The 20,630-nt window shown below is 71.2% G+C and carries 21 protein-coding genes; 17 read left to right on the top strand and 4 right to left on the bottom strand.

Features of this window, described 5'->3' with window-relative positions:
* The first annotated feature begins 105 nt into the window (after positions 1 to 105).
* From Dvina_RS47980 to Dvina_RS47950, 7 genes are all read left to right on the top strand, one after another.
* The gene (locus Dvina_RS47980; protein WP_223098482.1) at positions 106 to 735 is read left to right on the top strand and encodes a DsbA family protein; all 630 of its coding nucleotides are present in this window, start codon (positions 106 to 108) and stop codon (positions 733 to 735) included.
* Positions 736 to 761: 26 nt separating this feature from the next.
* Positions 762 to 1,127, top strand: coding sequence for a hypothetical protein (locus Dvina_RS47975; protein WP_223098480.1), 366 nt, complete (start codon positions 762 to 764; stop codon positions 1,125 to 1,127).
* Positions 1,124 to 1,450, top strand: a complete 327-nt coding sequence (locus tag Dvina_RS47970) for a DUF3817 domain-containing protein (protein ID WP_223098477.1) — start codon at positions 1,124 to 1,126, stop codon at positions 1,448 to 1,450. Before Dvina_RS47975 ends, Dvina_RS47970 begins: the two co-directional genes overlap by 4 nt.
* 93 nt (positions 1,451 to 1,543) lie before the next feature.
* Positions 1,544 to 1,960, top strand: coding sequence for an ATP-binding protein (locus Dvina_RS47965; RefSeq protein ID WP_246656682.1), 417 nt, complete (start codon positions 1,544 to 1,546; stop codon positions 1,958 to 1,960).
* A 402-nt stretch (positions 1,961 to 2,362) separates the two neighbouring features.
* On the top strand, positions 2,363 to 3,538 hold the full coding sequence (locus Dvina_RS47960; protein WP_223098472.1) for a DUF1015 family protein: 1,176 nt from the start codon (positions 2,363 to 2,365) through the stop codon (positions 3,536 to 3,538).
* A gap of 116 nt (positions 3,539 to 3,654) precedes the next feature.
* The gene (locus tag Dvina_RS47955; protein WP_223098469.1) at positions 3,655 to 3,849 is read left to right on the top strand and encodes a hypothetical protein; all 195 of its coding nucleotides are present in this window, start codon (positions 3,655 to 3,657) and stop codon (positions 3,847 to 3,849) included.
* Positions 3,850 to 3,862: 13 nt separating this feature from the next.
* The gene (locus Dvina_RS47950; protein ID WP_223098466.1) at positions 3,863 to 4,330 is read left to right on the top strand and encodes a ribose-5-phosphate isomerase; all 468 of its coding nucleotides are present in this window, start codon (positions 3,863 to 3,865) and stop codon (positions 4,328 to 4,330) included.
* Between the two features lie 7 nt (positions 4,331 to 4,337).
* On the opposite strand, the gene Dvina_RS47945 is transcribed toward Dvina_RS47950, so the two are convergent.
* Positions 4,338 to 6,323 (bottom strand): glycosyltransferase family 2 protein, encoded by a 1,986-nt coding sequence (locus Dvina_RS47945; protein ID WP_246655792.1) that lies wholly within the window; start codon positions 6,321 to 6,323, stop codon positions 4,338 to 4,340.
* A gap of 138 nt (positions 6,324 to 6,461) precedes the next feature.
* On the opposite strand from Dvina_RS47945, the gene Dvina_RS47940 reads away from it, so the two are divergent.
* Positions 6,462 to 7,475, top strand: a complete 1,014-nt coding sequence (locus Dvina_RS47940) for a glycoside hydrolase family 6 protein (protein ID WP_246655791.1) — start codon at positions 6,462 to 6,464, stop codon at positions 7,473 to 7,475.
* Positions 7,476 to 7,640: 165 nt separating this feature from the next.
* Entirely contained in the window at positions 7,641 to 9,590 is a 1,950-nt protein-coding gene (gene glxA, locus Dvina_RS47935; RefSeq protein ID WP_246655790.1) for a radical copper oxidase GlxA, read from the top strand.
* A gap of 1,481 nt (positions 9,591 to 11,071) precedes the next feature.
* Here the strand turns inward: glxA and Dvina_RS55890 are convergent.
* Both Dvina_RS55890 and Dvina_RS47925 read right to left on the bottom strand, forming a co-directional pair.
* Entirely contained in the window at positions 11,072 to 11,410 is a 339-nt protein-coding gene (locus Dvina_RS55890) for a hypothetical protein (protein ID WP_425516577.1), read from the bottom strand.
* A 261-nt stretch (positions 11,411 to 11,671) separates the two neighbouring features.
* Positions 11,672 to 12,892, bottom strand: coding sequence for a GNAT family N-acetyltransferase (locus tag Dvina_RS47925; protein ID WP_223098459.1), 1,221 nt, complete (start codon positions 12,890 to 12,892; stop codon positions 11,672 to 11,674).
* A 105-nt stretch (positions 12,893 to 12,997) separates the two neighbouring features.
* On the opposite strand from Dvina_RS47925, the gene Dvina_RS47920 reads away from it, so the two are divergent.
* Both Dvina_RS47920 and Dvina_RS47915 read left to right on the top strand, forming a co-directional pair.
* Complete coding sequence (locus tag Dvina_RS47920) at positions 12,998 to 14,698, top strand: protein kinase domain-containing protein (RefSeq protein ID WP_223098458.1); 1,701 nt, start codon at positions 12,998 to 13,000, stop codon at positions 14,696 to 14,698.
* Positions 14,698 to 15,426 (top strand): tyrosine-protein phosphatase, encoded by a 729-nt coding sequence (locus tag Dvina_RS47915; RefSeq protein WP_223098457.1) that lies wholly within the window; start codon positions 14,698 to 14,700, stop codon positions 15,424 to 15,426. The genes Dvina_RS47920 and Dvina_RS47915 overlap by 1 nt, the downstream gene beginning before the upstream one ends.
* Positions 15,427 to 15,438: 12 nt before the next feature.
* Here the strand turns inward: Dvina_RS47915 and Dvina_RS47910 are convergent, their stop codons facing one another.
* Entirely contained in the window at positions 15,439 to 16,281 is an 843-nt protein-coding gene (locus Dvina_RS47910) for an SDR family oxidoreductase (RefSeq protein WP_223098456.1), read from the bottom strand.
* 138 nt (positions 16,282 to 16,419) lie between these two features.
* On the opposite strand from Dvina_RS47910, the gene Dvina_RS47905 reads away from it, so the two are divergent.
* The 6 genes from Dvina_RS47905 to Dvina_RS47880 all read left to right on the top strand — a co-directional run bounded on the left by Dvina_RS47905 (position 16,420) and on the right by Dvina_RS47880 (position 20,360).
* The gene (locus Dvina_RS47905) at positions 16,420 to 17,082 is read left to right on the top strand and encodes a DUF2625 family protein (RefSeq protein WP_246655789.1); all 663 of its coding nucleotides are present in this window, start codon (positions 16,420 to 16,422) and stop codon (positions 17,080 to 17,082) included.
* Positions 17,079 to 17,756, top strand: coding sequence for an alpha/beta fold hydrolase (locus Dvina_RS47900; RefSeq protein ID WP_223098455.1), 678 nt, complete (start codon positions 17,079 to 17,081; stop codon positions 17,754 to 17,756). The genes Dvina_RS47905 and Dvina_RS47900 overlap by 4 nt, the downstream gene beginning before the upstream one ends.
* Before the next feature lie 61 nt (positions 17,757 to 17,817).
* Positions 17,818 to 18,216 carry a YciI family protein gene (locus Dvina_RS47895; protein ID WP_223106124.1) on the top strand — a complete coding sequence of 133 codons (399 nt, stop codon included), beginning with the start codon at positions 17,818 to 17,820 and terminating at the stop codon, positions 18,214 to 18,216.
* A complete protein-coding gene (locus Dvina_RS47890) occupies positions 18,216 to 19,418 on the top strand; it encodes an RNA polymerase sigma factor (RefSeq protein WP_223098454.1) in 1,203 nt (400 codons plus the stop codon). The genes Dvina_RS47895 and Dvina_RS47890 overlap by 1 nt, the downstream gene beginning before the upstream one ends.
* A 61-nt stretch (positions 19,419 to 19,479) precedes the next feature.
* Positions 19,480 to 19,617 (top strand): hypothetical protein, encoded by a 138-nt coding sequence (locus tag Dvina_RS47885; RefSeq protein WP_223098453.1) that lies wholly within the window; start codon positions 19,480 to 19,482, stop codon positions 19,615 to 19,617.
* Positions 19,618 to 19,682: 65 nt separating this feature from the next.
* Positions 19,683 to 20,360, top strand: coding sequence for a GntR family transcriptional regulator (locus Dvina_RS47880; protein WP_223098452.1), 678 nt, complete (start codon positions 19,683 to 19,685; stop codon positions 20,358 to 20,360).
* The last annotated feature ends 270 nt before the right edge of the window (positions 20,361 to 20,630 follow it).

Genomic DNA, 20,630 nt, shown 5'->3' with positions numbered 1-20,630 from the left:
GGGGAGTGGCTCAGGTCACCAATGTCGCAAGTGGTACCGGCCGGTGCCGTTGCGTAAGGATCGAACCGGGTTCCCGACTCTTTCACTAGAGAGGTGGTCACCGGCATGGCCGAAGACCGCGTCACCGCCGACATGTGGTTCGACCCGCGCTGCCCGTGGGCCTGGATCACCTCCCGCTGGCTGCTGGAGGTCGAGCAGGTCCGTCCGGTGGACATCCGTTTCCACGTGATGAGCCTCTCGATCCTCAACGAGGGTCGCGACGACGTTCCTGAGCAATACAAGGAGGGTCTGGCAAAGGGTTGGGCGCCGGTCCGCATCGCCATCGCCGCCGAGCAGAAGTTCGGCAATGATGTACTTCGCCCCCTTTATACCGCTCTGGGGAACCGGATTCACCACGAGAAGCAGGAGCTCGGCGACGAGCTCTACCGGGCCGCGCTCGTGGAGGCGGGGCTGCCGGTCGACCTGGCGCAGTACGGGGAGTCGACGGAGTTCGACGAGCAGCTGCGGGAGAGTCACTTCGCCGGCATGAACCCGGTAGGCATGGACGTCGGCACCCCGGTGATCCACGTGCCCGGGCCCGACGGCGCGACCGTCGCCTTCTTCGGCCCGGTCGTCACCCCGCGCCCGCGCGGCGAGGCCGCCGGTCGCCTCTGGGACGGCACGCTCCTGGTCGCCGGCACCCCCGGCTTCTACGAGATCAAGCGCACCCGGACCGTGGGCCCGGTCTTCGACTGACGGCGGCAGGAGTAGCCTGCCTACCTGTGCGGCAGTTTCTTACCCCCCGGTGGGTGCTCGGGCATGTCCTGACGCTCGCCGGGGTGGCCGTCTGCCTGGTCGCCATGGCGTGGCAGTACCGGCGCGCGACCGCCGGGAACATGCTCAGCTGGGCCTATACGGTCCAGTGGCCGCTGTTCGCGGTCTTCGTGGTCTTCCTCTGGGTGCGGGCCGTCCGAGACGCGCGCGGGACGCGGCCGCAGAAGCCCGGGCCCGCGCCGTTGAGGATCCAACGCCCGGCCGCGGTACCGGCTGCGCCGCCGGGCGATGATCCGGAGCTGGAGCAGTACAACCGGATGCTGGCCTGGCTCGCCGCCAATCCCGACCGTCGCCCGAAGGACTTCCCCGGATGAACCTCAAGCCCGCTCTCACCCGCTACCGGGTCGTGGCCTGGATCGTCGGCGTGCTGCTGATCGTCCTCACCGTCGGCACCGTGCTGAAGTACACGACCGACAACGAGACGATCGTGGCGCTCGTCGGGCCCGCGCACGGCTTCCTGTACATGGTGTATCTGGTGCTCGCGGCCGACCTGGCCCGCCGGGCCCGCTGGAAGCTCGGCTTCACGGTCCTGGTGCTGCTGGCGGGAACCGTCCCGTTCCTGTCTTTCGTGGCCGAACGGGTGGTCACCCGCCGCGTCCGCGCCGCCGAGCCCCAGCCGGTCGGCACCGCCGCCTGAGCCTTCCTGCGCACAGACTGTAAGTTTCCCCCTTACGCGCACGGGGCACCCTTACGGTGCAAGCGATTCGCGCGAAGGGAGCCCACCGTGGGGATGGAAGTCCGGCTTTCGCTATCCCTGCCGCGCGATACCACGACGGTGCCGCTGACCCGCAGGGTTCTGGACGCCGCCCTCGCGGTCTTCTCGGTCACCAAGGACTGCCGCGACGACATCGGGCTGGCCGTCGGTGAGGCGTGCGCCAACGCGGTCCAGCACGCCGACAGCGGCGCCGACTACGAGGTGACAGTCACCATCCACGAGGACCGCTGCATCATCGACGTGGTCGACGACGGGGTCGGTGTCGATGCTTCGGTGGTACCGCAGGATGTCGACCCCGACGCGGAGAGCGGGCGGGGCCTGAAGATCATCCACGCCCTCGCCGACATGGTGGAGCTGCGCCGGCGCCAGCCGCGGGGCATGGCCCTGCGAATCGTCAAGCTCCTCACCCGGACGACTCCCGCCTTCTCGTGAGATGGTCCTGAATTCGTGCCGGGCCGGCGACCGAACTCTCCGTCACGCATATCCGTGTTGTTCTCTGGAATCGCACCCCTGGTGCGTCACCCGCAGGAATGAGTGCCGTTGCACCCCGTGACGACACATTCTGGAGAAAGCCGAGACCATGTCTGACACCCGCTGGACCGTCCAGGACTCGACCTGGAAGGACGAGCTGCCCGAGCTTCCCGAGGACGTGAGCGCGCTCCTGGCGCCGCCGGTCGTCGTGTGCGCCGGCGCGATCGTCCGTGGCGGCCGCCGCCGCGCTGCGATCCACCAAGGTCGATCCGGTGACGCTGTGCAGACCGAATCGTCTCGGGGCCCGGGACGAGCAAACCCCCGTGCCGTGGCCCGTATGTCCTGACCTATAGCGTCTTGCGCATGACGGTTGCGTACCCGATCGCCCACGCCTGGCTCTCCACCGGAGGGACCGGCGCGCAGAACTACGACGAGTTCGCCGACGACGCGGAGATCACCGCGATCATCGCCGCCAACCCCGCCAGCGCCCTCGCGGTGGAGATGCCGCACCGGGCGCCCGAAAGCGTCGGCCGCCCGTTCCTCGACTGCCTGCCCGACGCCGTGGACCGGCTGCGCGCGGCGAAGGACGACGGCCACTACGCACCCGCTTCCGACGTCGTGGTGCTTTACCGGATCACCGCCCCGGACGGCGCCCGCGCCTACGGCCTGTGGTGCATGGTCGCCACCGACCAGATCTCGACGAGCGCCGACGAGCCCGGCGCCGTGATCCGCAACGAGGACGTCTTCATCGAGAAGGTCCGCGAGCGGGTCGCGCTGGCCGAGGCCACCCGCCACCTGCTCTCGCCGGTCCTGCTGCTGCAGACGGCCCACGGTGAGGCGCTGCACGCCGCGCTCGCCCAGGCCGTTGCCGACGCCGGCCGGCCCGCCGTCACCGACACCGACCCGGCCGGGCGGGCCCACGAGATCTGGGCCGTCGGCGCCGGCACCACCCGCGACCGCCTCCTGGCCCTCGCGGGCGGCGGTGAGCTCGTCGTCGCCGACGGCAACCACCGCAGCCTCGCCGCCCAGACCGCCGGGTACGAGCGATTCCTGGCCGTCGTCACCACGCCGGAGTCGGTGGCGATCCAGCCGTACAACCGGCTCGTCTCGGAACTTCCGTTCTTCGAGGGGCTCACCATCGAGCCGCTCCCGGGCCCGGCCGACGTGCCGGCCGTCGGCGGCCGCGTGCACCTCTACACCCGCGAGGGCTCCTGGGCGGCGACGCTGCCGAAGGTCGACGGCGCCGGGGTGGTCGACAACCTCGACCACGCTCTCGTCGAGCGCCGGCTGTTCGCGGAGGCGCTGGGCCTGGAGCCGGGCGACAAGCGGATCACCTACGTCGGCGGGGACTACCCGGCCGAGTGGCTGCGCGGCGAGGTCGACGCGGGCCGGGCCGAGCTGGCCGTGCTGATCGCCCCGGTGACTGTCGACGACTTCGTGGCGGTCAACCTGGCCCGGCAGAAGATGCCGCGCAAGAGCACCTGGTTCACGCCGAAGGCACGCGCCGGACTTGTCGTGGCGCAGCTCGACTCGGTGTAGCGCAGACGTGGCGCAGCTCGACTCGGTGTAGCACGGGCATCACGCAGCTGGATTCGTTCTCGTCACCCGATCGTGATACACACTAGGCCGCTGTACTTCGGGCCTGGGGTGTGTACATGCAGATGCAGATATTTATCGCGGCAATGATCGCTGCGTTCGGCATAGGCGCCTTCGCCGCCGCCGCGCTCGTCTGGGACCGCCGGAGAATCCTGCGGCTCAAGACGGGCGTGACGGCCGGCTGGGTGTTCGGCCTCGTCCTGCTGGGCGGTGGGTTGCTGGCGGGTTCGTGCCTGGGACTGATCCGGCTCTGACAGACTGCCGGGTATGCGCGTCTACCTTGGTTCGGACCACGCCGGCTATGAGCTGAAAGTGCACCTGGTCAGCGCTCTGGGGCTGCAGGGCTACGAGGTCGTGGACGTCGGACCGGCGAAGTACGACCCCGACGACGACTACCCGGTCTTCTGCTTCCACACGGGAGCCCGGGTGGTCGCCGACCCCGGCACCCTCGGCGTGGTGATCGGCGGCTCCGGCAACGGCGAGCAGATCGCCGCCAACAAGGTCCCCGGCGTACGGGCCGCGCTGGCCTGGAACGTCGAGACCGCCCAGCTCGCCCGCGAGCACAACGACGCCAACATCGTGGCGATCGGGGCGCGCCAGCACACCCTTGACGAGGCGACAACGCTCGTGACGACGTTCCTGTCGACGAAGTTCTCGCAGAACCCGCGCCACGCCCGGCGCATCGCGCAGGTCCTCGACTACGACAACACGCGCGTCCTGCCGCAGCTGCCCTGAGCCGGGCTCAGTCGGTTTTTCGGCGCTGTTTGGGGATGTCGGTGTATCGCGGAATGATCGCGGTGGAGCCGGCGTCCCCCTTCGGCTGCGGCTCGTTCGGGATCTTCGGCATGATGATCGTGGCGCCGACGTCCTCGTGCTGGCCGGAGCCGCGGGCCGCGAGCCGCTCCTGCAGCAGTGCCCGCGGGATCTCCATCGTGATGTCACCGGAGTAGTGCGGCGTGCTCGCCTGGGGCAGCGGCTGCTGGCGCTTGGCCGCCGCCGATTGGTCGAGGCTCACCGCCTTGGCCTGGCTGCGCACCAGCCGGGCGTCCAGCCGCCACAGCACCAGCGGCAGCAGGCAGACCAGCAGCGCCACGACGGGCCACAGCAGTGACGCCGGCGCCGCGTAGTCCCGCACGAACGACACCGCGACCAGCCCGATGATCAGCACCAGCCAGCCGAGATGGTTGCGGAACGTGCGCAGCCCGTCGCGGGAGCTGCTCTCGCCCTTCGGCGTCACGACGAACCGGGCCGGCCGCCGGAACGCGGTGCTCAGCAGCTGCACGGCATAGATCGGCGCCGCGATGATGGACATCAGCATTCCCTTGATCCCGCGGGAGTCGGGCGGCTCATAAGGGCTGACGTTGTACTGCCGGTTGTTGATGTAGAGCCAGAAGGAGAACGCCGTCGCGTCGACGTACAGCGCGAACCACAGCTGGGGCGAAATGGTCATGCCGCTCACGCCGAGCCCCAGGAACAGGATCGCGTTGAGGATGCCGAGCAGCCAGCCCAGCGCCATCGACGGGTAGAACGTCGTGATGAGCGTGTAGTGCAGCATCCCGCCGGGGGAGAGCCGCCAGAACCGCCGCCAGTAGGTCTTGAGCAGGATCTCGAACGTTCCCCGCGACCACCGGCGCTGCTGGCTGAAGTAGTCGTTCCAGCTCGACGGCCCCTCGCCGGCCGAGAGCACGTCGGGGGTGTACACCGACTTCCACCGCTTCCCCGTCTCCGGATTGCGGGTGGTGTGCATCATCAGCCCGGTCGCCATGTCCTCGGTGATCGAGTCGGCCAGCCCGCCGATGCTGCGCAGGGCCGAGATCCGGATCGCGTTGTTGGTGCCGACAAGCATCGACGTGCCGTAGCGGTTGGCCGCCCGCTGGATCACGCTGTGGAACGGGAACTGCTGCGACTCCGCGGCCCGGGTGACGAACGCCTCGCCGTTCTTGTAGCACTGCGGCCCGATGGCGTACGCGACGTCGGGGTCGCGGAAGTACCCCACGATCCGCTCGGCGAAGTTGGCCAGCGGCACGTGGTCGGGGTCGACGGCGAGCAGGATGTCGTAGTCGTCGCCGTGCGAGTCCACCCAGGCGTTGTAGTTGCCGTGCTTGGTCCTGGCCTTGAAAGGGCCTTTGGGCCGGTTGTACCGCCGGCTGTGCTTCCGGGTGAAGTGCCGGATGCCGAGCTCGTCGCACACCGCCTTCACGGCGTCGTCGTCGCCCTCGTCGAGCAGCCAGATGTCGAACACGCCCCGATGCCTGATGCGCTTGGCCGCCCGCAGCGTCTCCCGCACGACCGCGATCGGCTCCTTGCTCGGCACGATCGTCGTCAGGAACGCCAGCCGCAGGCGCGGATCGGGCGTCACCGGAATCGGGTCCCGCGCGATGATCGAGGCCAGCGACAGCGACAGCACGTTGATCAGCCGCAGCAGCTCGACCACCGCGATCGTCACGATGACGAAGATGTTCGCGATCCCCGCCGCCTGCGCCGTGGGGCCGGGGTTCGTCTGCGCGAAATGGTCCGGCTGCAGCAGCCAGACGCAGAAGATCACCTCGAAGCAGATGTTGAGCAGCGCGATGAGCACCGAGCGGCTGATCGTGCGCTGCTGCGGCCGGTACTTGACCCGGTACGGCTCACCGGTCGGCGGAGGCGTCAGCGGCCCGGCGAGCCGGCTGAAGGTCTCCAGCCGCGCCCAGGATCGTCCGAAGACCGGAATCTCGAACTCGTCCGCCACTGGACCCTCTCGCTGTGTCTCGGGCTTGCTCCTGCCGGGCTCCCGACCGCCCCAGAGCATAGGTCACCTGCCGGTTGCCGACATCCGCCGTGATGTCGGTAACCCGTGCCGGGTGATGCACTGCGTTACCCTCCCGTGGTGGCGGCTCGCGCGGTGACACTGGCCCTGGCCCTGACCTTGCTCGCCAGCTGCTCGTCCGACCCTTCCGGCCCGGCCACCCAGACCTCGGCGGCCGCGGCGTACCAGAACTGCCGACCGGCCGCGGCCGCGGGCTTCTTCGTCGACCCGAACAGCGCGGCGGTACTGCAGGTCCAGCGCTGGGAGGGCCAGCAGCGCGCGGACGACGCCGCCGCCCTACGCAAGATCGCCGACCGCCCGGTGGCCACCTGGACCAGCGACGGCGTGACAACGGTGGGTGCATACGTCGACGCGATCCTCAGCTGCGCCGCGACCCAGCACCAGGTCCCCGTCCTCGTGGCGTACAACATCCCGCACCGCGACTGCGGCAACTTCTCCTCGGGCGGCGCAGGGTCACCGGACGAGTACAAAACGTGGATCCGCAACTTCGCCGCGGGCATCCGCAAGCGCCAGGTGACAGTGATCCTGGAGCCGGACGCCGTGGCGCACGCCGTGGAGGGCTGCGAGAGCGAGGAGCGCTACGCCCTGCTGGCCGACGCCGTGACGGTGCTGAAGTCCGCGGCGGCCAAGGTCTACGTGGACGCGGGCAACCCCCGCTGGATCACCGACGTGCGCAAACTGGCCGACGCGCTGCAACGCTCCGGCATCGCGAAGGCCGACGGCTTCTCCCTGAACGTCGCCAACTTCGTGACGACGGCGGACAACATCGCGTACGGCCGCCAGATCTCCGACGCCATGCCCTCGAAGCCCCACTTCGTCATCGACACCAGCCGCAACGGCGCCGGCCCCCTGGACGGCCCCGGCGACGTCGACGGCGGCCCCCGCTGGTGCAATCCCCCGGGCCGGCTCCTGGGCGCCCCGCCGACCACGACGAACACCGGCGACCCCCGCGCGGACGCCCTGCTCTGGATCAAGCGCCCCGGCGAGTCGGATGGAGCCTGCCGCCCGGGCGAACCGGCCGCGGGGCAGTGGTGGCCCGAGTACGCCCTGGACCTCGCGAAGCGCTCGACCTGAGCTCGCCGGAGACACCGCTCGGTCACCGCATCGCATGCACGTTCGGTAGTTGCTGGGTGGCGTTGCGAGAAGGAGTAGAACGGCCGGGTTGATGCGGGTGGAGCGGCGGCCTACGGTGGGCAGCGCCTGACAAACGCAACACCGGAAGAGGCAACCCCGTTGTTCGTGCCGTCCTGGATCCGCCGCAAGATCGTCCTCCCCCTCGTGGCCGCCGGAGTGCTCGGCGTGGCCAACATCCCGCCGCTGTACAGCGCGACAGTCGACTGGCTCCACGATCGGAAGATCAACAGCCCGGAGTACAAGGCCGCGAATGGCTTCTGGCAGGTCGTTGAGCTGCCGAAGGGCCAGCGGGTGAACGCGATCCACGCGGCCCTGCTGCCGTCCGGGCGCATCCTGCTCATCGCGGGCTCGGGCAACGACCGGGAGCAGTTCACCGCCGGCACGTTCAAGACGCTGGTGTTCGACCCGGCCAGCGGGCACACGACGCTCGTGCCGACGCCGACCGACCTGTTCTGCGCCGGCCATGCGTTCCTGCCGGACGGGAAGCTGCTGGTGGCGGGCGGCACCCTGCGATACGAGGTGCTCGAGCAGGACGTCAAGCGGGCCGGCGGCACGATGACGATCAAGAACGAGTCCCCGGCCGAGTCCCGGACCTTCCCCAAGGGGGCCGTGCTCGTCGCCGCGGACGGGCGCAAGTACACCCTCGGCGACGACGTCACGGTCCCGGCCGCGACGAAGGTCACGTACCCGCCGCACAAGGCCGGTGAGCAGGGCAAGACCGTGATCACCGCGGGCGAGGCCAGGGTCTGGGTCGACGCCGCCGCGGAGGGTGTCGACTACGTGGTCGACCACAAGGCGCAGTACGAGTTCGAGGGCCTGACCGGCGAGGACCACCACAACTTCTACGCACTGGCCGACAAGATCACGATGGAGAAGCAGGACTACCAGGGTCGCAAGGAGACGTACGAGTTCAACCCGCAGACCGAGCAGTACGAGCGCGTCGCCGACATGCACGAGAAGCGCTGGTACCCGACGCTTACCGGCCTCGCCGACGGCCAGGTGCTCGCGGTCTCGGGCCTGGACGGCAGCGGCCTCGTCGTCGACGGCTCCAAGAACGAGATCTTCGATCCGAAGACGAAGCAGTGGACGGTCCGCAGTGACCTCAATCACTACTTCCCGACGTACCCGGCCCTGTTCCAGACGGCCCGCGACAACGTCCTGTTCTTCTCCGGCTCCAACTCCGGCTACGGCCCGGCCGAGAAGGGCCGCGCCCCCGGCTTCTGGGACCTGTCGAACAACAACTTCACGACCGTCCCCGGCCTGCGCGACCCCGACATGCTGGAGACGAGCATGTCCGCCTGGGTCGGCCCGGTCCAGAACCAGACGGTCATGGTCGTCGGCGGCGGCGGGGTCGGCGAGTCGACAAAGGCGACGAGCCGCATCGACATCATCAAGCTCAACGGCGACAACCCGCACTTCGAGCCGGGGCCGAGCCTGCCGGACAAGACTCGCTACCCGAGCCTGGTCCAGCTCCCCGACGACACCGTCCTGATCACCAACGGCGCCGCCGACTACCGCGGCCGCTTCGCCTCCGACAACCACACGGCCCGCATCTACCACCCCGACACGAACACGCTGACGTACGCCGCCGACCCCCACGTGGGCCGCAACTACCACAGCGCCGCCATCCTCCTGCCCGACGGCCGCGTGCTGACCGTGGGCTCGGACCCGCTGTACCGCGACAAGAAGAACTCCATCACCGGCCAGTTCGAGCAGCGCATGGAGATCTACACCCCCGCGTACCTCTACCGCGACGGCGGCCGCCCCTCGGTCGGCAACGGCCCGACCGACCTGAAGCCGGGCCAGCAGGCGACCTACACAACCGCCTCCCGCGACATCGCCACGGCCCGCCTGATCCGCCCGAGCGCCGCCACGCACATGCTGAACACGGAGCAGCGCTCACTGGCCCTGGACATCACCCAGGCCCAGGGCTCGATCACCGTCACCCTGCCGACGTCGCCCAGCCTGATGCCCCCGGGCCCGTACATGCTCTTCTTCATCAACAAGGACGGCGTCCCCTCCGAGGCCAAGTGGGTCTCAGTAGCGGCGCCGTAGGGCCTCACTCGGTGTCCCTGGTGAACCGGCAGCGGCCCGACCCGGCCCGCTGCCGGCCGGTGAACACCTGAGAGCCACCGCGCAGTCGGGCCAGGCATCGAGCCGACACCCACGGTGGTGACCGCCCGCGAACCGCCAGGCTGTGCCGCCCGAGAGAGGTTGCGGTCAGCCTCCGGCGGGTCCCGACGGGGCCCCGGGAAGTCGCCTCGGTGCCGCACCGGCGTCCGGGACGTGGCCTGGCAGCCCGGCGCCGCGCGCCAAGCCAGGCCGCTTCGCGCCGCCCGCTCATCGCCGACTTGCAGGCCCGGGTCGACGCTCGCCGCGCGGCGGAGGAACCGTCGCTGCTGTGGCGGCGGCCGGGTGTCTGGGCCGCCCGCGATGCAGCCTGGCGGAAAGGCACGTGCCGGCCGAGGGTTTGGACGTATTCCGGCCGCGCTCGACGAGGCCCTGCCGCGGGAGCGGGACAAGGATCTGCCCGGCCGTGGCGGCGGTTCGGTGCCTGCATGACCGCGTACACGTTCCGGGATCTCGCCGCACGGGAGACCTGTGCGGAAGAGGCCGCCCGTGCGCTCGCGCCCGGCGCGTCGCTCGACTATGCCGACACCCGGAGGCGCACGCGCGGGCTGCGGAGAACTTGCCGCCGTCGAACGCACCCCACTACATGATCCGGGCGATCCGCATCCCGCTCGAAGTCGACCAACACGCCCGGCGGATCGTCGCGGGCGAATAAGCAGTGTGATCGACGTCCATCTCGTTGTCCCTTATGTCGCCGAGGGCGAGCTAGAACCGCTGTTCGCGAGTTGGGTCAGTTCCTCTTTTCCCTGATCGGCGGATACTGGGGCGCATGTCCAGGCGGTCCGTCTTTGGCCTCCTCCTGGTCGGACGGTATCGGCCGCTCATACCACTTCGGGGGTGGAGCGGGCGGCGGCCTGAACTTGAGCGGCAAGGGCCGGGGCTCCGGCTGGGGCAACTTCGGGGGCTGGTTTCCGAATGAGGGAGGCGGCAGGTCCGGCGGTTGCTTCGAAATGCTCAGAGGCGGCGCGAAGAATCTCGACGCTGGCCTGAAAGGAGGCGGTTTCGGTAGCTGCTCGTCGCCTGGCTCGTCGGGGTCGCCGACGTCACGTGAGTGCTCCACTCATCGATAGTGCGGCACCCGCGCGTCTCACTGGCGTGTCGCTTACCCGCTAGCGCCTAAGCGTACGAATAGCACGTTTCGACGCTAGCGGCATGCATTGATCACAGCCATTTGCGGCACGGACAGGATTTATCGCGGGATTTGCGCTCCGTCCTTGCGACTTCCAAACTGACGGTGAGAGTTCGATTCTCCTCGCCCGTTCTTCTACTCAACTCCAGGTCAACGGCCTGGGGTTGCTGTTTTCCGCGATCGCTTCCGGGCTGCGATACCGAAGATGACCGCGTCGGGGCCGTTCGGGTCAGGCGTTGCCGCGGCCCGTCAGCCGACGGGGCGCAGGTGCGAAAGGTCAGCCGGTAGGAGAGCGCCGGCCCGGCCGGGTCAGCTCCTCGCGGGGGACCCAGCCGCGGCGGATGATCTGCAGGTCCCGCTCGGCCGCCGCCAGGTCCGCGTCCGTCGGGCGGGCCGCGTCGCGGGCGCGGAGGGCCGCGGAGACGCTCACCTGGGACGCGCCGCCGCCGACCAGGCCGCGCAGGCCGCGCTCCGAGACCACCTCGTCGTGGTGGTGGGGGTGGTGGTGATCGTCGTGGTGGTGGTGATGGGGCGCCGGGTGGTCGTCCTCGGGGGCGGACGGTACGGCGGGCTGGGTGGCCTCGGCCGGCTCGGGGTCATGGACGCTTGCGGTCATCGCGAACGTTTCCGAGAGCTCGGCCAGGTGGTGGGGGGACGGCGGGCGGGGAACCGGTGCCGGCTTGGGGGGCGCCGCGGGCGGCTGCACGGCGACGGGCGCCGGGGCCGGCTCCGGTTCTGGCTCCGGGGCGGCAGGCGACTCCGCCGGCGGCTCTTCCAGGGTGGGGGTCACCGGCTGATGTTGCCGCATCCGGCGCCGCCGCCGCTGTATCCCACCCATGCACCGAATCTACCGCCTGCCGCCCGTCCATCCGAGAGATCAGAAGATTTCGATACCGTACGGCGCGATCGGCCAGCCGAACGCGGTGCTCGCGGCGGCCACGGCGCCGGGGCGGTGCTCGTGGACGCGGCCGGCCAGATGGAGGGCGCCCAGGCGGGTGCCGCCCAGGTACGCCGCGCCCAGCTCGGCGATCCCCAGCGTGAAGTCGGGCTCGCCGTCGGATCGGGTGCAGTTGACGAGGGAGCCGCCGGCGCGGGCCTGGAGCCGCCAGCGGCCCGCGTTGTCGGGGAGCAGCTCGTCGGTGACCTCGAAGACGACGTCGACCGGGGCGGCGAACGTGCGCGCCGTCAGCGCCCGGGGCAGGTCGCGGATGCGCACCCACAGGCCGTCCTGCGTGTGGCCGCCGAGTGCGGCGGGCTCGTTGACCAGGTGGAACAGCGGATCGTCGGCGCTTGTCAGGCCCTGGGACAGAGTGCGGGCCAGGTCGATGCGCAGCAGGAAGCGGTACAGCTCGGCGTAGGCCGCGGGGGTGCCCGCCACCACCTCGATGACGCCCACCTCCATCTTCGGGCCGGTGTCGTCCCAGCGCGGGTGGATGCGGTAGCGCGCGTAGCCCTCGACGGCGCCGTCCGGGTTCTCGTAGAGGACCGCCCGGGCTTTGGTGCCGCCGCCGCGGTCGTGCTCCGGGTCGCTCGTCAGGTGCCGCCACCATGTCTCGTTGCGGCTCGACCAGCCGGGCTTGGTCGGGAGCACTGACGAGTACACCTCGGAAAGCTCTTTGAGCAGTTCTGACGGCACGCCGTCGCGCAGCCGGCCGCCGGCGGGTGTGGCGGTGATCTCGAGTTCGCGGCGGTCGGCCCGCACGGCGACGTTCTGCGCGGCCATGCCGTAGCCGTATCGGCCGTAGAGGCGGCCCTCGGAGGCCCACAGCACCGCCACGGCCTCCGGCGCGGTCCGCAGCTGCTCGGTCATCAGCCGGCGCAGCAGTCCGCGGCGGGTGTGCACGGCGGAGACGGCGACCCCCGTCACGTGGGCGGCCGGGATGACCGCGCCCGGGATCGCCAGGTCGCGGGTGAAGATCGCCGCGGCCGCGACGACCTGTCCGTCATGTTCGAAGAGGTGGTTGCGCTCCGCCTCGAAGACCAGGCGCCGGGTCGAGTCGGGGTCGGGGTCGCCGGTGTTGGCGAATGCCTCCCGCCGCAGGCGGACCAGGGCGTCGAGGTCGGTCTCCGTGGCGGTGCGGAGGACATAGTCGCTCATCGGTTGTGTCTACCTCGTGACCTGGGCTCGGCGCGACCGATTTGCGCGCTCGTTACTCTCGGAAGCGTATGGGGGCGGCAACACACTGCTGGGGGGAGCGAGACGATGACGCAGGGTGCGCTGCTGGACCTTGTCTGCGGTCCGGCGAGCCCTTTGCCGGAGACGTTCCAGCGTTACCGCCTGGTGGCCCATCTGGGCTCCGGCGGTCAGGCCGACGTGTACCGCGCCGTGCGCGTCTCGGGCGGCGTGACCTCGGCGCCGATGACGGTGAAGGTCTTCCGGGTCGACCCGCAGCGCCCGATCGCCGACGAGCTGCGCTCGTGGGACAAGGGTGACGCGGCGCTCATGGATCTCAACAACCGGGGCGTGCCGGGCATCTGCCGCCGCGCCGACGGTTTCTACGGCCCGCCGCCGCACCGCCCGACCGAGCGCCCGGCGCCCGGGGACGCGGTGCCCTACCAGGTCTACGACTATCTGCACGGGGTGAACCTGCGCGAGTACGTCGTGAACCGCAGTGCGGCGGCACCGAACGCGCGCCGGTTGAACGCCGTCTCGGCATTGAAAACCCTGGCGGTGGTACTGCAGCAGCTCCACGACCCCCAGGAAAGCGGGGCGACACCCGTCCTGCACATGGACGTGAAGCCGTCGAACGTGATGGTCCTCGCGACCGGCGAGGTGCGGCTCATCGACTTCACCGGCGCGCGCTACTTCCGGGAAGAGGAGATCACCCAGATCGCCTACACCCCCGAGTCGGGCGGCCCGGAGGCGTTCGGCGGGGTCAAGCACGTCGGACCGGCGTACGACGTGCACGGCTTCGGCGCTGTGGCGTACTTCATGGTCACCGGCGCCTACCCGCGCGTGGACGGCCGCAGCGACGTGGGCGGCCGGCCCGACGCGTCGCCGCCGCCCTGGAGCGTGCTGCGCCGCCACCCGCTGCTGGAGCGCATGCCGGCGCTGCGCGACCACCTCCACCTGCCGCTGGCCGACCGCCCGTCCGACCGGCCGCAGACCCGCGACCTGCAGTCCTGGTCGCTGCACCTGGCCGAGCTGGTCCGCCGTTCGGGGCTGCCGGACGTCGGCTGCGACTGGCACGAGGTCGATGCGGGAGAGACGGGCCGGGTGGTCGGCCGCGCGCGGCCCTCTGTCAGCGGCACGGAGACCGACGCCTACCAGCGCATCGAGCGCCTGGAGCGGGAGCTGGTGTCGCTGCGCTCGGGCGGCCTGCCCCCGACGGCCATGTACCAGGCCGCGCCCCCGGTCTCCGCTCCTCCTGTCTCCGCGCCGCCGGTCTCCGCCGCGCCGGTCTCCGTCGCGCCCGTTTCCGCTGGAGGAGTGGCTGTGAACGCTGAAGGTGTGCCCCAGATGCGCGGCCGGGCCAAGGTCATCCCGCGCGCCGCCCCGGAGCCGACAGGCATGATGGACATCGGCCACGAGGAAGACCTCCAGCCCCGCTACACCCCGCCCCGCGGCGAGCGCTCCCGCCAACTCAAGATCGGCTGGGAGTTCACCGGCACCGGCGCGATCATCGCGTTCATCTGCTGGGGCCTCTGGGCCCTGGACAGCGAGGGCAACCTGAGCGGCCCGTTCATCGCGTTCCTGGTCGTGCTCGGCGTCGCCGTCGGCGTCTTCGCGCTGGCCCGGCTGATCGGCCGCCTGGTCCTGGAGCAGCGGCTGGGGCGCCCGCGCCGCTCGGCCAAGGGCGCGCACGCGCTGACCGGCCTGTTCCTGGCCGCGGCCGGCTTTGCCTACCTGCGCGAGGTCAGCTGGGCGGTCGAGGTCTACCACTGGGTGACGGGGCTGTTCTAGTGAGATTCTGGCGCCGCCGCCGGCCGCTTGCGTTCACGGGCCTGGTGAACTTCCGGGACCTCGGAGGCAAGCCGGCCGACGGCGGCACCGTGCGCTCCGGCGTCCTGTTCCGCAGCGACTCGCTGGCCTACGCCACCCCCGGCGACGCCGACCGCCTGGTCCGCGACCTGGGCCTGTCCACCGTGATCGACCTGCGTGGCGAGTACGAGGTCTCCCAGCTGGGCCGCGGCCTGCTGGCCGACGCCCCGGTCGACTACTACCCGGCCCCGATCGCCGACGTCAGCGGCGCCGAGGACCTGGTCGGGCACTACGTGGCAATGCTTACCGAGAAGGGCCCGGTGCTCGCGGCGACGGTCCGCCACCTGTCCTGCGCCGGCACCCTCCCCGCCGTCTTCCACTGCGAGGCCGGCTGCGACCGCACGGGCGTGCTGGCCGCCGTGGTCCTGGGCCTGCTGGGCGTCCCCGACGACACGATCGCCGCCGACTACGCCGCGACGGCCGCGGCGATGCCCACGATCCACGAGCGGGTGGCGGTGGTGGTGGACCGGCTGGGCCTACCACCACGCCCGGTGACGCTGCCGGCCTGGGAGCCGGACGCGGCGCTGATGACCCGGATGCTCGACGTGGTGCGGGAGCGCTGGGGCGACATGGCGGGCTGGGCCAAGTCATACGGCCTGACCTGCGACGACCTGACCGCGCTGCGCAAGAACCTCGTCGTGCCGGCCTGAGTGCGGGGCCGGCTACACGGACATCGCGTCGGCGTGGGCCTTGACCGGCAGCGGCCGGGCGTTCAGCAGCGCGGTGTAGTCGCGCTGCGCGGCGTCCAGGACCATCCGCCAGGCATCGTCGCCGATCGGCTGGCGGACCGGGCGCTCCTCGGAGGCGACGAGCTTCAGGACCGCGTCCGCGAAGTCGGCCGGAGAGCCGCAGATCGGCAGGGACTTCAGCGCCCGGACGCCGGCGCGGACCGGGTCGGTCACCGCGGAGTACGCGGTCACCTGCTCCGGGGACTCGGTGAGCGAGTTGCCCCACTCGGTGGCGTACGCGCCCGGCTCGACCGCTGTGACGTGGACGCCGCTGCCGGCCAGCTCCAGGGCCAGGGTCTCGACCATGCCCTCCAGGGCGAACTTCGACACCGCGTACGCCCCCAGGCCCGGCATCGCGATCCGACCCGCCGTGGACGAGACCATCACGATGTCGCCGTGGCCCTGGGCCCGCATCAGGGGCAGGACCGTCCGGGTCAGGCGCCACGGTGCGACGAGGTTCACCGCCAGCTGGGCCTCCAGCTCGGCGTCCGTGACCTCCTCGACGGCGCCGAAGTGCCCGGCGCCGGCGTTGTTCACGAGCACGTCAACTCCCCCGTACCGGGCCACTGCGGCATGTACGGCGTTGTGGCAGTCGTCGGGGTCGCGAACGTCGAGGACACAGGTGGCGAGCGTTGCCGGGTAGCGGTCGCGGAGGTCCGCGAGCGTCTCCGGACGCCGGGCCGTGGCCAGCACCTGCTGCCCGGAGGCGGCGACCGCCTCGGCGAGCGCACGCCCCAGGCCGGTGGAGCAACCAGTGATCAACCAGCGACGAGTCATGTTCGACATAGTGACTCTCAGTATCCGCCGACCAACAGTCCGAGAAACGTGAATGACAATCATTCAGGGCAGTTTCCGTCGTTCGGGTGGGTCCTCCAGAAGGGCCGGCGAGCCTCTCGCGACAAGTACCCTTGGCTCGTGCGCTCGCTGGCGGAGCTGATCTCCGATGACCGGTCCGCGTGGGCGGAGATCGAGGCGGCGGTCTCCCGTTCGCCGTACGCGATCGAGCTGCTGCCCGCCGACCCCGACCGCGCGGCCGCGTGCCTGCACCGCCTCCAGGTGGCCACCACGTCCTGGCTGGGCGCGCTCGTGTACCGCAGCGGCGGCCTCATCGTCGACGGCGGCTGGCTGCGCGTGCTCGGCTCCGGCCGGCCGAGCCGCCGCCTGGCCGACATCCACGAGGTGAACGAGCTGTTCGACGCGGCCGGGATGGTCGTGGCCCAGGACGTGCTGGGCGGCGAGTTCGTGTGGCGGCAGGGTGAGGCGCAGGGGGAGGCAGGGGCCAGGCCGACGATCCACTACTTCGCGCCCGACACCCTGGGCTGGGAGGACCTCACGCTCGGGTACACCGACTGGCTGTACGCCATGCTCACCGGCGCGGCCGACCGGTTCTACCACAGCTGGCGCTGGCCGGGCTGGCGGGACGAGGTCGCGGCCTGCCCGTTGGACACCGGCATCCACACCGTGCCGCCGCTGTTCTCCAAGGAGTGCCGCGATCTGGACGGCCGCAGCCGCCGCCCGGTCGCGATGACGCAGCTGCTCAGCGTCAAGCACGACATGGCCGACCGGCTGGGCATATGAGGCTCGCCCGCAGCGACACCGGCACCGGCCCGGCGATCGTCCTGCTCCACGGGGGCGGGAGCGGGCGCGGGACCTGGGACACGTTCACCCGCGACCTCACCGGATGGCGGGTGATCGCCCCGGATCTGCGCGGGCACGGGGAGAGTGCGCGCTGCGCGGAGTACCCCCTGGATGGCTTTGCCCGTGATGTCGAGGAGCTCCTCGACGAGCTCGACGATCCCGCTCCGGTGCTCGTGGGCCACAGCCTGGGGGCCTTCACGGCGACGCTCGTCGCGCAGCGGCGGCCGGACCGGGTCGGGCGGCTGGTGCTCGAGGACCCGCCCGCCCCGCCGCGCGCCGGCGACCGCAGCGGCGGCTTCTCGCGCGCCCGGCTCGCCCTCACCAGCCTGGCCGGCGGCCTCTCCCGGCGGCGCTTCGACCGCAACGCGCTCATGTCGGCCATCCATCAGCTTCGGGAGCCGAATCCGGCCTGGTGGGACGGGTTGCCGAAGCTTCAGGCCCCGTCGTTGGTACTGTCCGGAGGCCCAAAAAGCCACATACCGCCCGCGCGCCTCGAGCTGGTGGCCGCGGCGATTCCGGGCGCCGAGCTGGTCACGATCCCGGTCGGCCACCGCATCCACAGCACCGCCCCGGCCGAATTCTCCGCCGCCGTCCTGCGGTTCCTGTCCGGCTGAGGCGCCCGGCTCCGACGTAGCCCGTGAAGACGCCACGAACGAAGGAGCCACCGTGAAGTACATGATCCTCAGCTACGCCTCCCAGCGCGACTACGACGCCATGGCCGGGCAGCCCGCGCAGACGCCGTGGAAGCCCGAGGACTTCGCCGCGATGGGCAAGTTCATGGCCGAGTTCAATGCCGAGCTGGAGGCGAGCGGCGAGCTGGTCGAGACCCGCGCCCTGGACGCGCCCGCGCACACCCGCCGGGTCGGCGGCGCGCCCGTCGTGATCACCGACGGCCCGTACGCGGAGACGCAGGAGGTCCTGGCCGGCTACTGGATCGTCGAGTGCGCGAGCTTCGACCGGGCCACCGAGATCGCGCGGCGCCTCGCCGAGTGCCCGGCCCCGCCGGCGGTGGCCGCGACCGCGTACGCCGACGTCCGCCCGATCGTCGAGTCCTCGGGCGAGCTCGGCTTCTAGTGGGCACCTTCGCCGCCGGGGACCTGCTGCGCGAGCTGGCGCCGCAGGTCCTGGGTGCGCTGGTGCGCCGGTACGGGCACTTCGACCTCGCCGAGGACGCGGTCCAGGAGGCGCTTGTCGCGGCCGTGCGGCAGTGGCCGGCCGACCCGCCCGCCGACCCCCGGGCCTGGCTCATCGCGGTCGCCGCGCGCCGGCTCACCGACCTGCTGCGCGCCGAGCAGGCCCGGCGGCGGCGGGAGGAGTCGGTGGTCCGGCTCGACCATGCGGTACCCCCGCAGATCAATGACGTCGACGACTCGCTCGTGCTGCTGTTCATGTGCTGCCACCCAGCCCTCAAGCCCGACGCGCAGCTCGCGCTCACGCTGCGGGCGGTCGGCGGCCTGAGCACGGCCGAGGTCGCCCGGGCCTTCCTGGTGCCGCCGGAGGTGATGGCCCGGCGCATCGGCCGGGCCAAGCAGCGGATCAAGGCCAGTGGGCTGCCGTTCGCGCTGCCCCCACAAGCGGACTTCGCATTGGTACTCCACGTGCTGTACCTGATGTTCAACGAGGGCTACACGGCCACGCGCGGGGACGCGCTGCACCGCCCCGACCTGGCCGCCGAGGCCATCCGCCTGACCCGGCTGGCCGGTCGCCTGCGGCCGGACGACCTGGAGGCGGCCGGTCTGCTCGCGCTGATGCTGCTGACCGACGCCCGGCGCGCGGCCCGCACCGCGGCCGACGGCTCGCTGGTGCCGATGGAGTCGCAGGACCGCTCGCTCTGGAACGCCGCGCAGATCGCCGAGGGGGTCGCGCTGATCACCGCGACCCTCCCGCGCGGCGTGCCTGGCCCCTATCAGCTGCAGGCGGCGATCGCGGCCGTGCACGACGAGGCGCCGTCGGCCGCGGCGACCGACTGGCCGCAGATCGAGGCGCTGTACGAGCTGCTGCTGCGCTGCTCGCCGGGCCCCGTGGTCGCGCTGAACCACGCCGTGGCGGTGGCCATGGCCCGGGGCCCGGCGGCCGGCTTGCCGCTGCTCGACGCGCTCTCGACGCTCGACGGCGACCACCGCCTGCACACCGTCCGGGCCCACCTGCTGGAGATGTCCGGCGACCTCCCGGGAGCCCGGGCGGCCTTCCTGCGCGCGGCCGGCCTGGCCGGCACCCTGCCGCAGCGCCGCTACCTGAACGCGCGAGCCGCCGCGATACCGGATCATCGGGCATGATCCGGGCGTTTTCCCAGGTCTTGGCTGCTTTAGCACGCATGTTCGACTAGCCTCGGCGGACATGAAGATCGAGACCTGCCCGGCCACCCGAACCACCACCACCGCGACCGGCGACGTGGAGGTCCGCTGCACCAAACCCGCCGGCCACGACACGGCCCATGAGGCGAAGCTCGGCGCGTTTCCGATTCGCTGGCGATAACCGGTACTATCCGTGCGGCTCGCAGCCTTCCCGTGCATTTTGCATCTGAAGGGACAGCTGCTGCCGTGGAGCCGAAATTCGCCGCAGTCGTGACGAGCCTGCAGGAGCGCATCGCCGACGGCCGCCTGCCCGTCGGCGCCACCCTGCCGAGCGAGGCCGAGCTCACCCTCGAATTCGAAACGTCCCGCGCCACCGTCGTCCGCGCCCTGCGCCACCTGCGCCAGCACGGCTGGATCATGGGTCGCCAGGGCAAGGGCCGGGTCGTCCTGGGCCGCCCGCTGACCGCGCTCAGCACCCTGCCGCGCCGGATCCAGTACCTCCTGCAGGCCGACCGCCACGCCGAACTCCTCGGCGTCCACCGCGTCCCGGCCAACCCGCGCATCGCCGCGACCCTGGGCGTCCCGATGGGCCACGACGTCTACGCCACCCGCTACCGCCTGGCCGTCCTCAACGCCGTCCCGCTGGCGCTGACCACCACCTTCACCCGCACCCGCCCACCCGAGCAGCGCGGCATCCTGGCCCACTTCGAGTCGGCCACGGGCCGCCGCCCCCACCGCGTCATCGAACGCTGGGGCGCCCGCCTCTCCACCCCGGCCGAGACGACCGCCCTGTCCCTGCCCCACCCCCGCAGCGTCGCCGTGACCCTGCTGACCGTGCACGACGCGCGCGACCGGCCGTACCTGGCCCTTGACGCCATCCTGTCCCGCGAGACCCCGGAACTGATCGAGACGTACGAAATCTAGAACCGCAGACTGATCGTTGCCCGCCAATGCCCGACCGGCCGACCCAAATCGGTCAATGTTCCCTGCCCAAGTTGCCGCGTCGGCGCACCCTGTCCAGTCTGGGGCAGGAGGCCCGAAACGTCCTTGGGGAGGGGAACATGTTCGGACTGCTACGAGCCCTGCTCCGCACGCTGCGCGGCACCTGGCGCGGCCGCCCGCTGACCAACGAACAACCAACCGGCTGCCGCCGCCTGGTCCCCGACGACATCTGACAGCCCCACCCCTCGCCAC

The organism is Dactylosporangium vinaceum (genome assembly GCF_019904175.1).
Lineage (GTDB): Bacteria > Actinomycetota > Actinomycetes > Mycobacteriales > Micromonosporaceae > Dactylosporangium > Dactylosporangium vinaceum.
The sequence above is the reverse complement of the archived record's forward strand: the minus strand, read 5'-3'. Positions and strand labels throughout refer to the sequence as shown.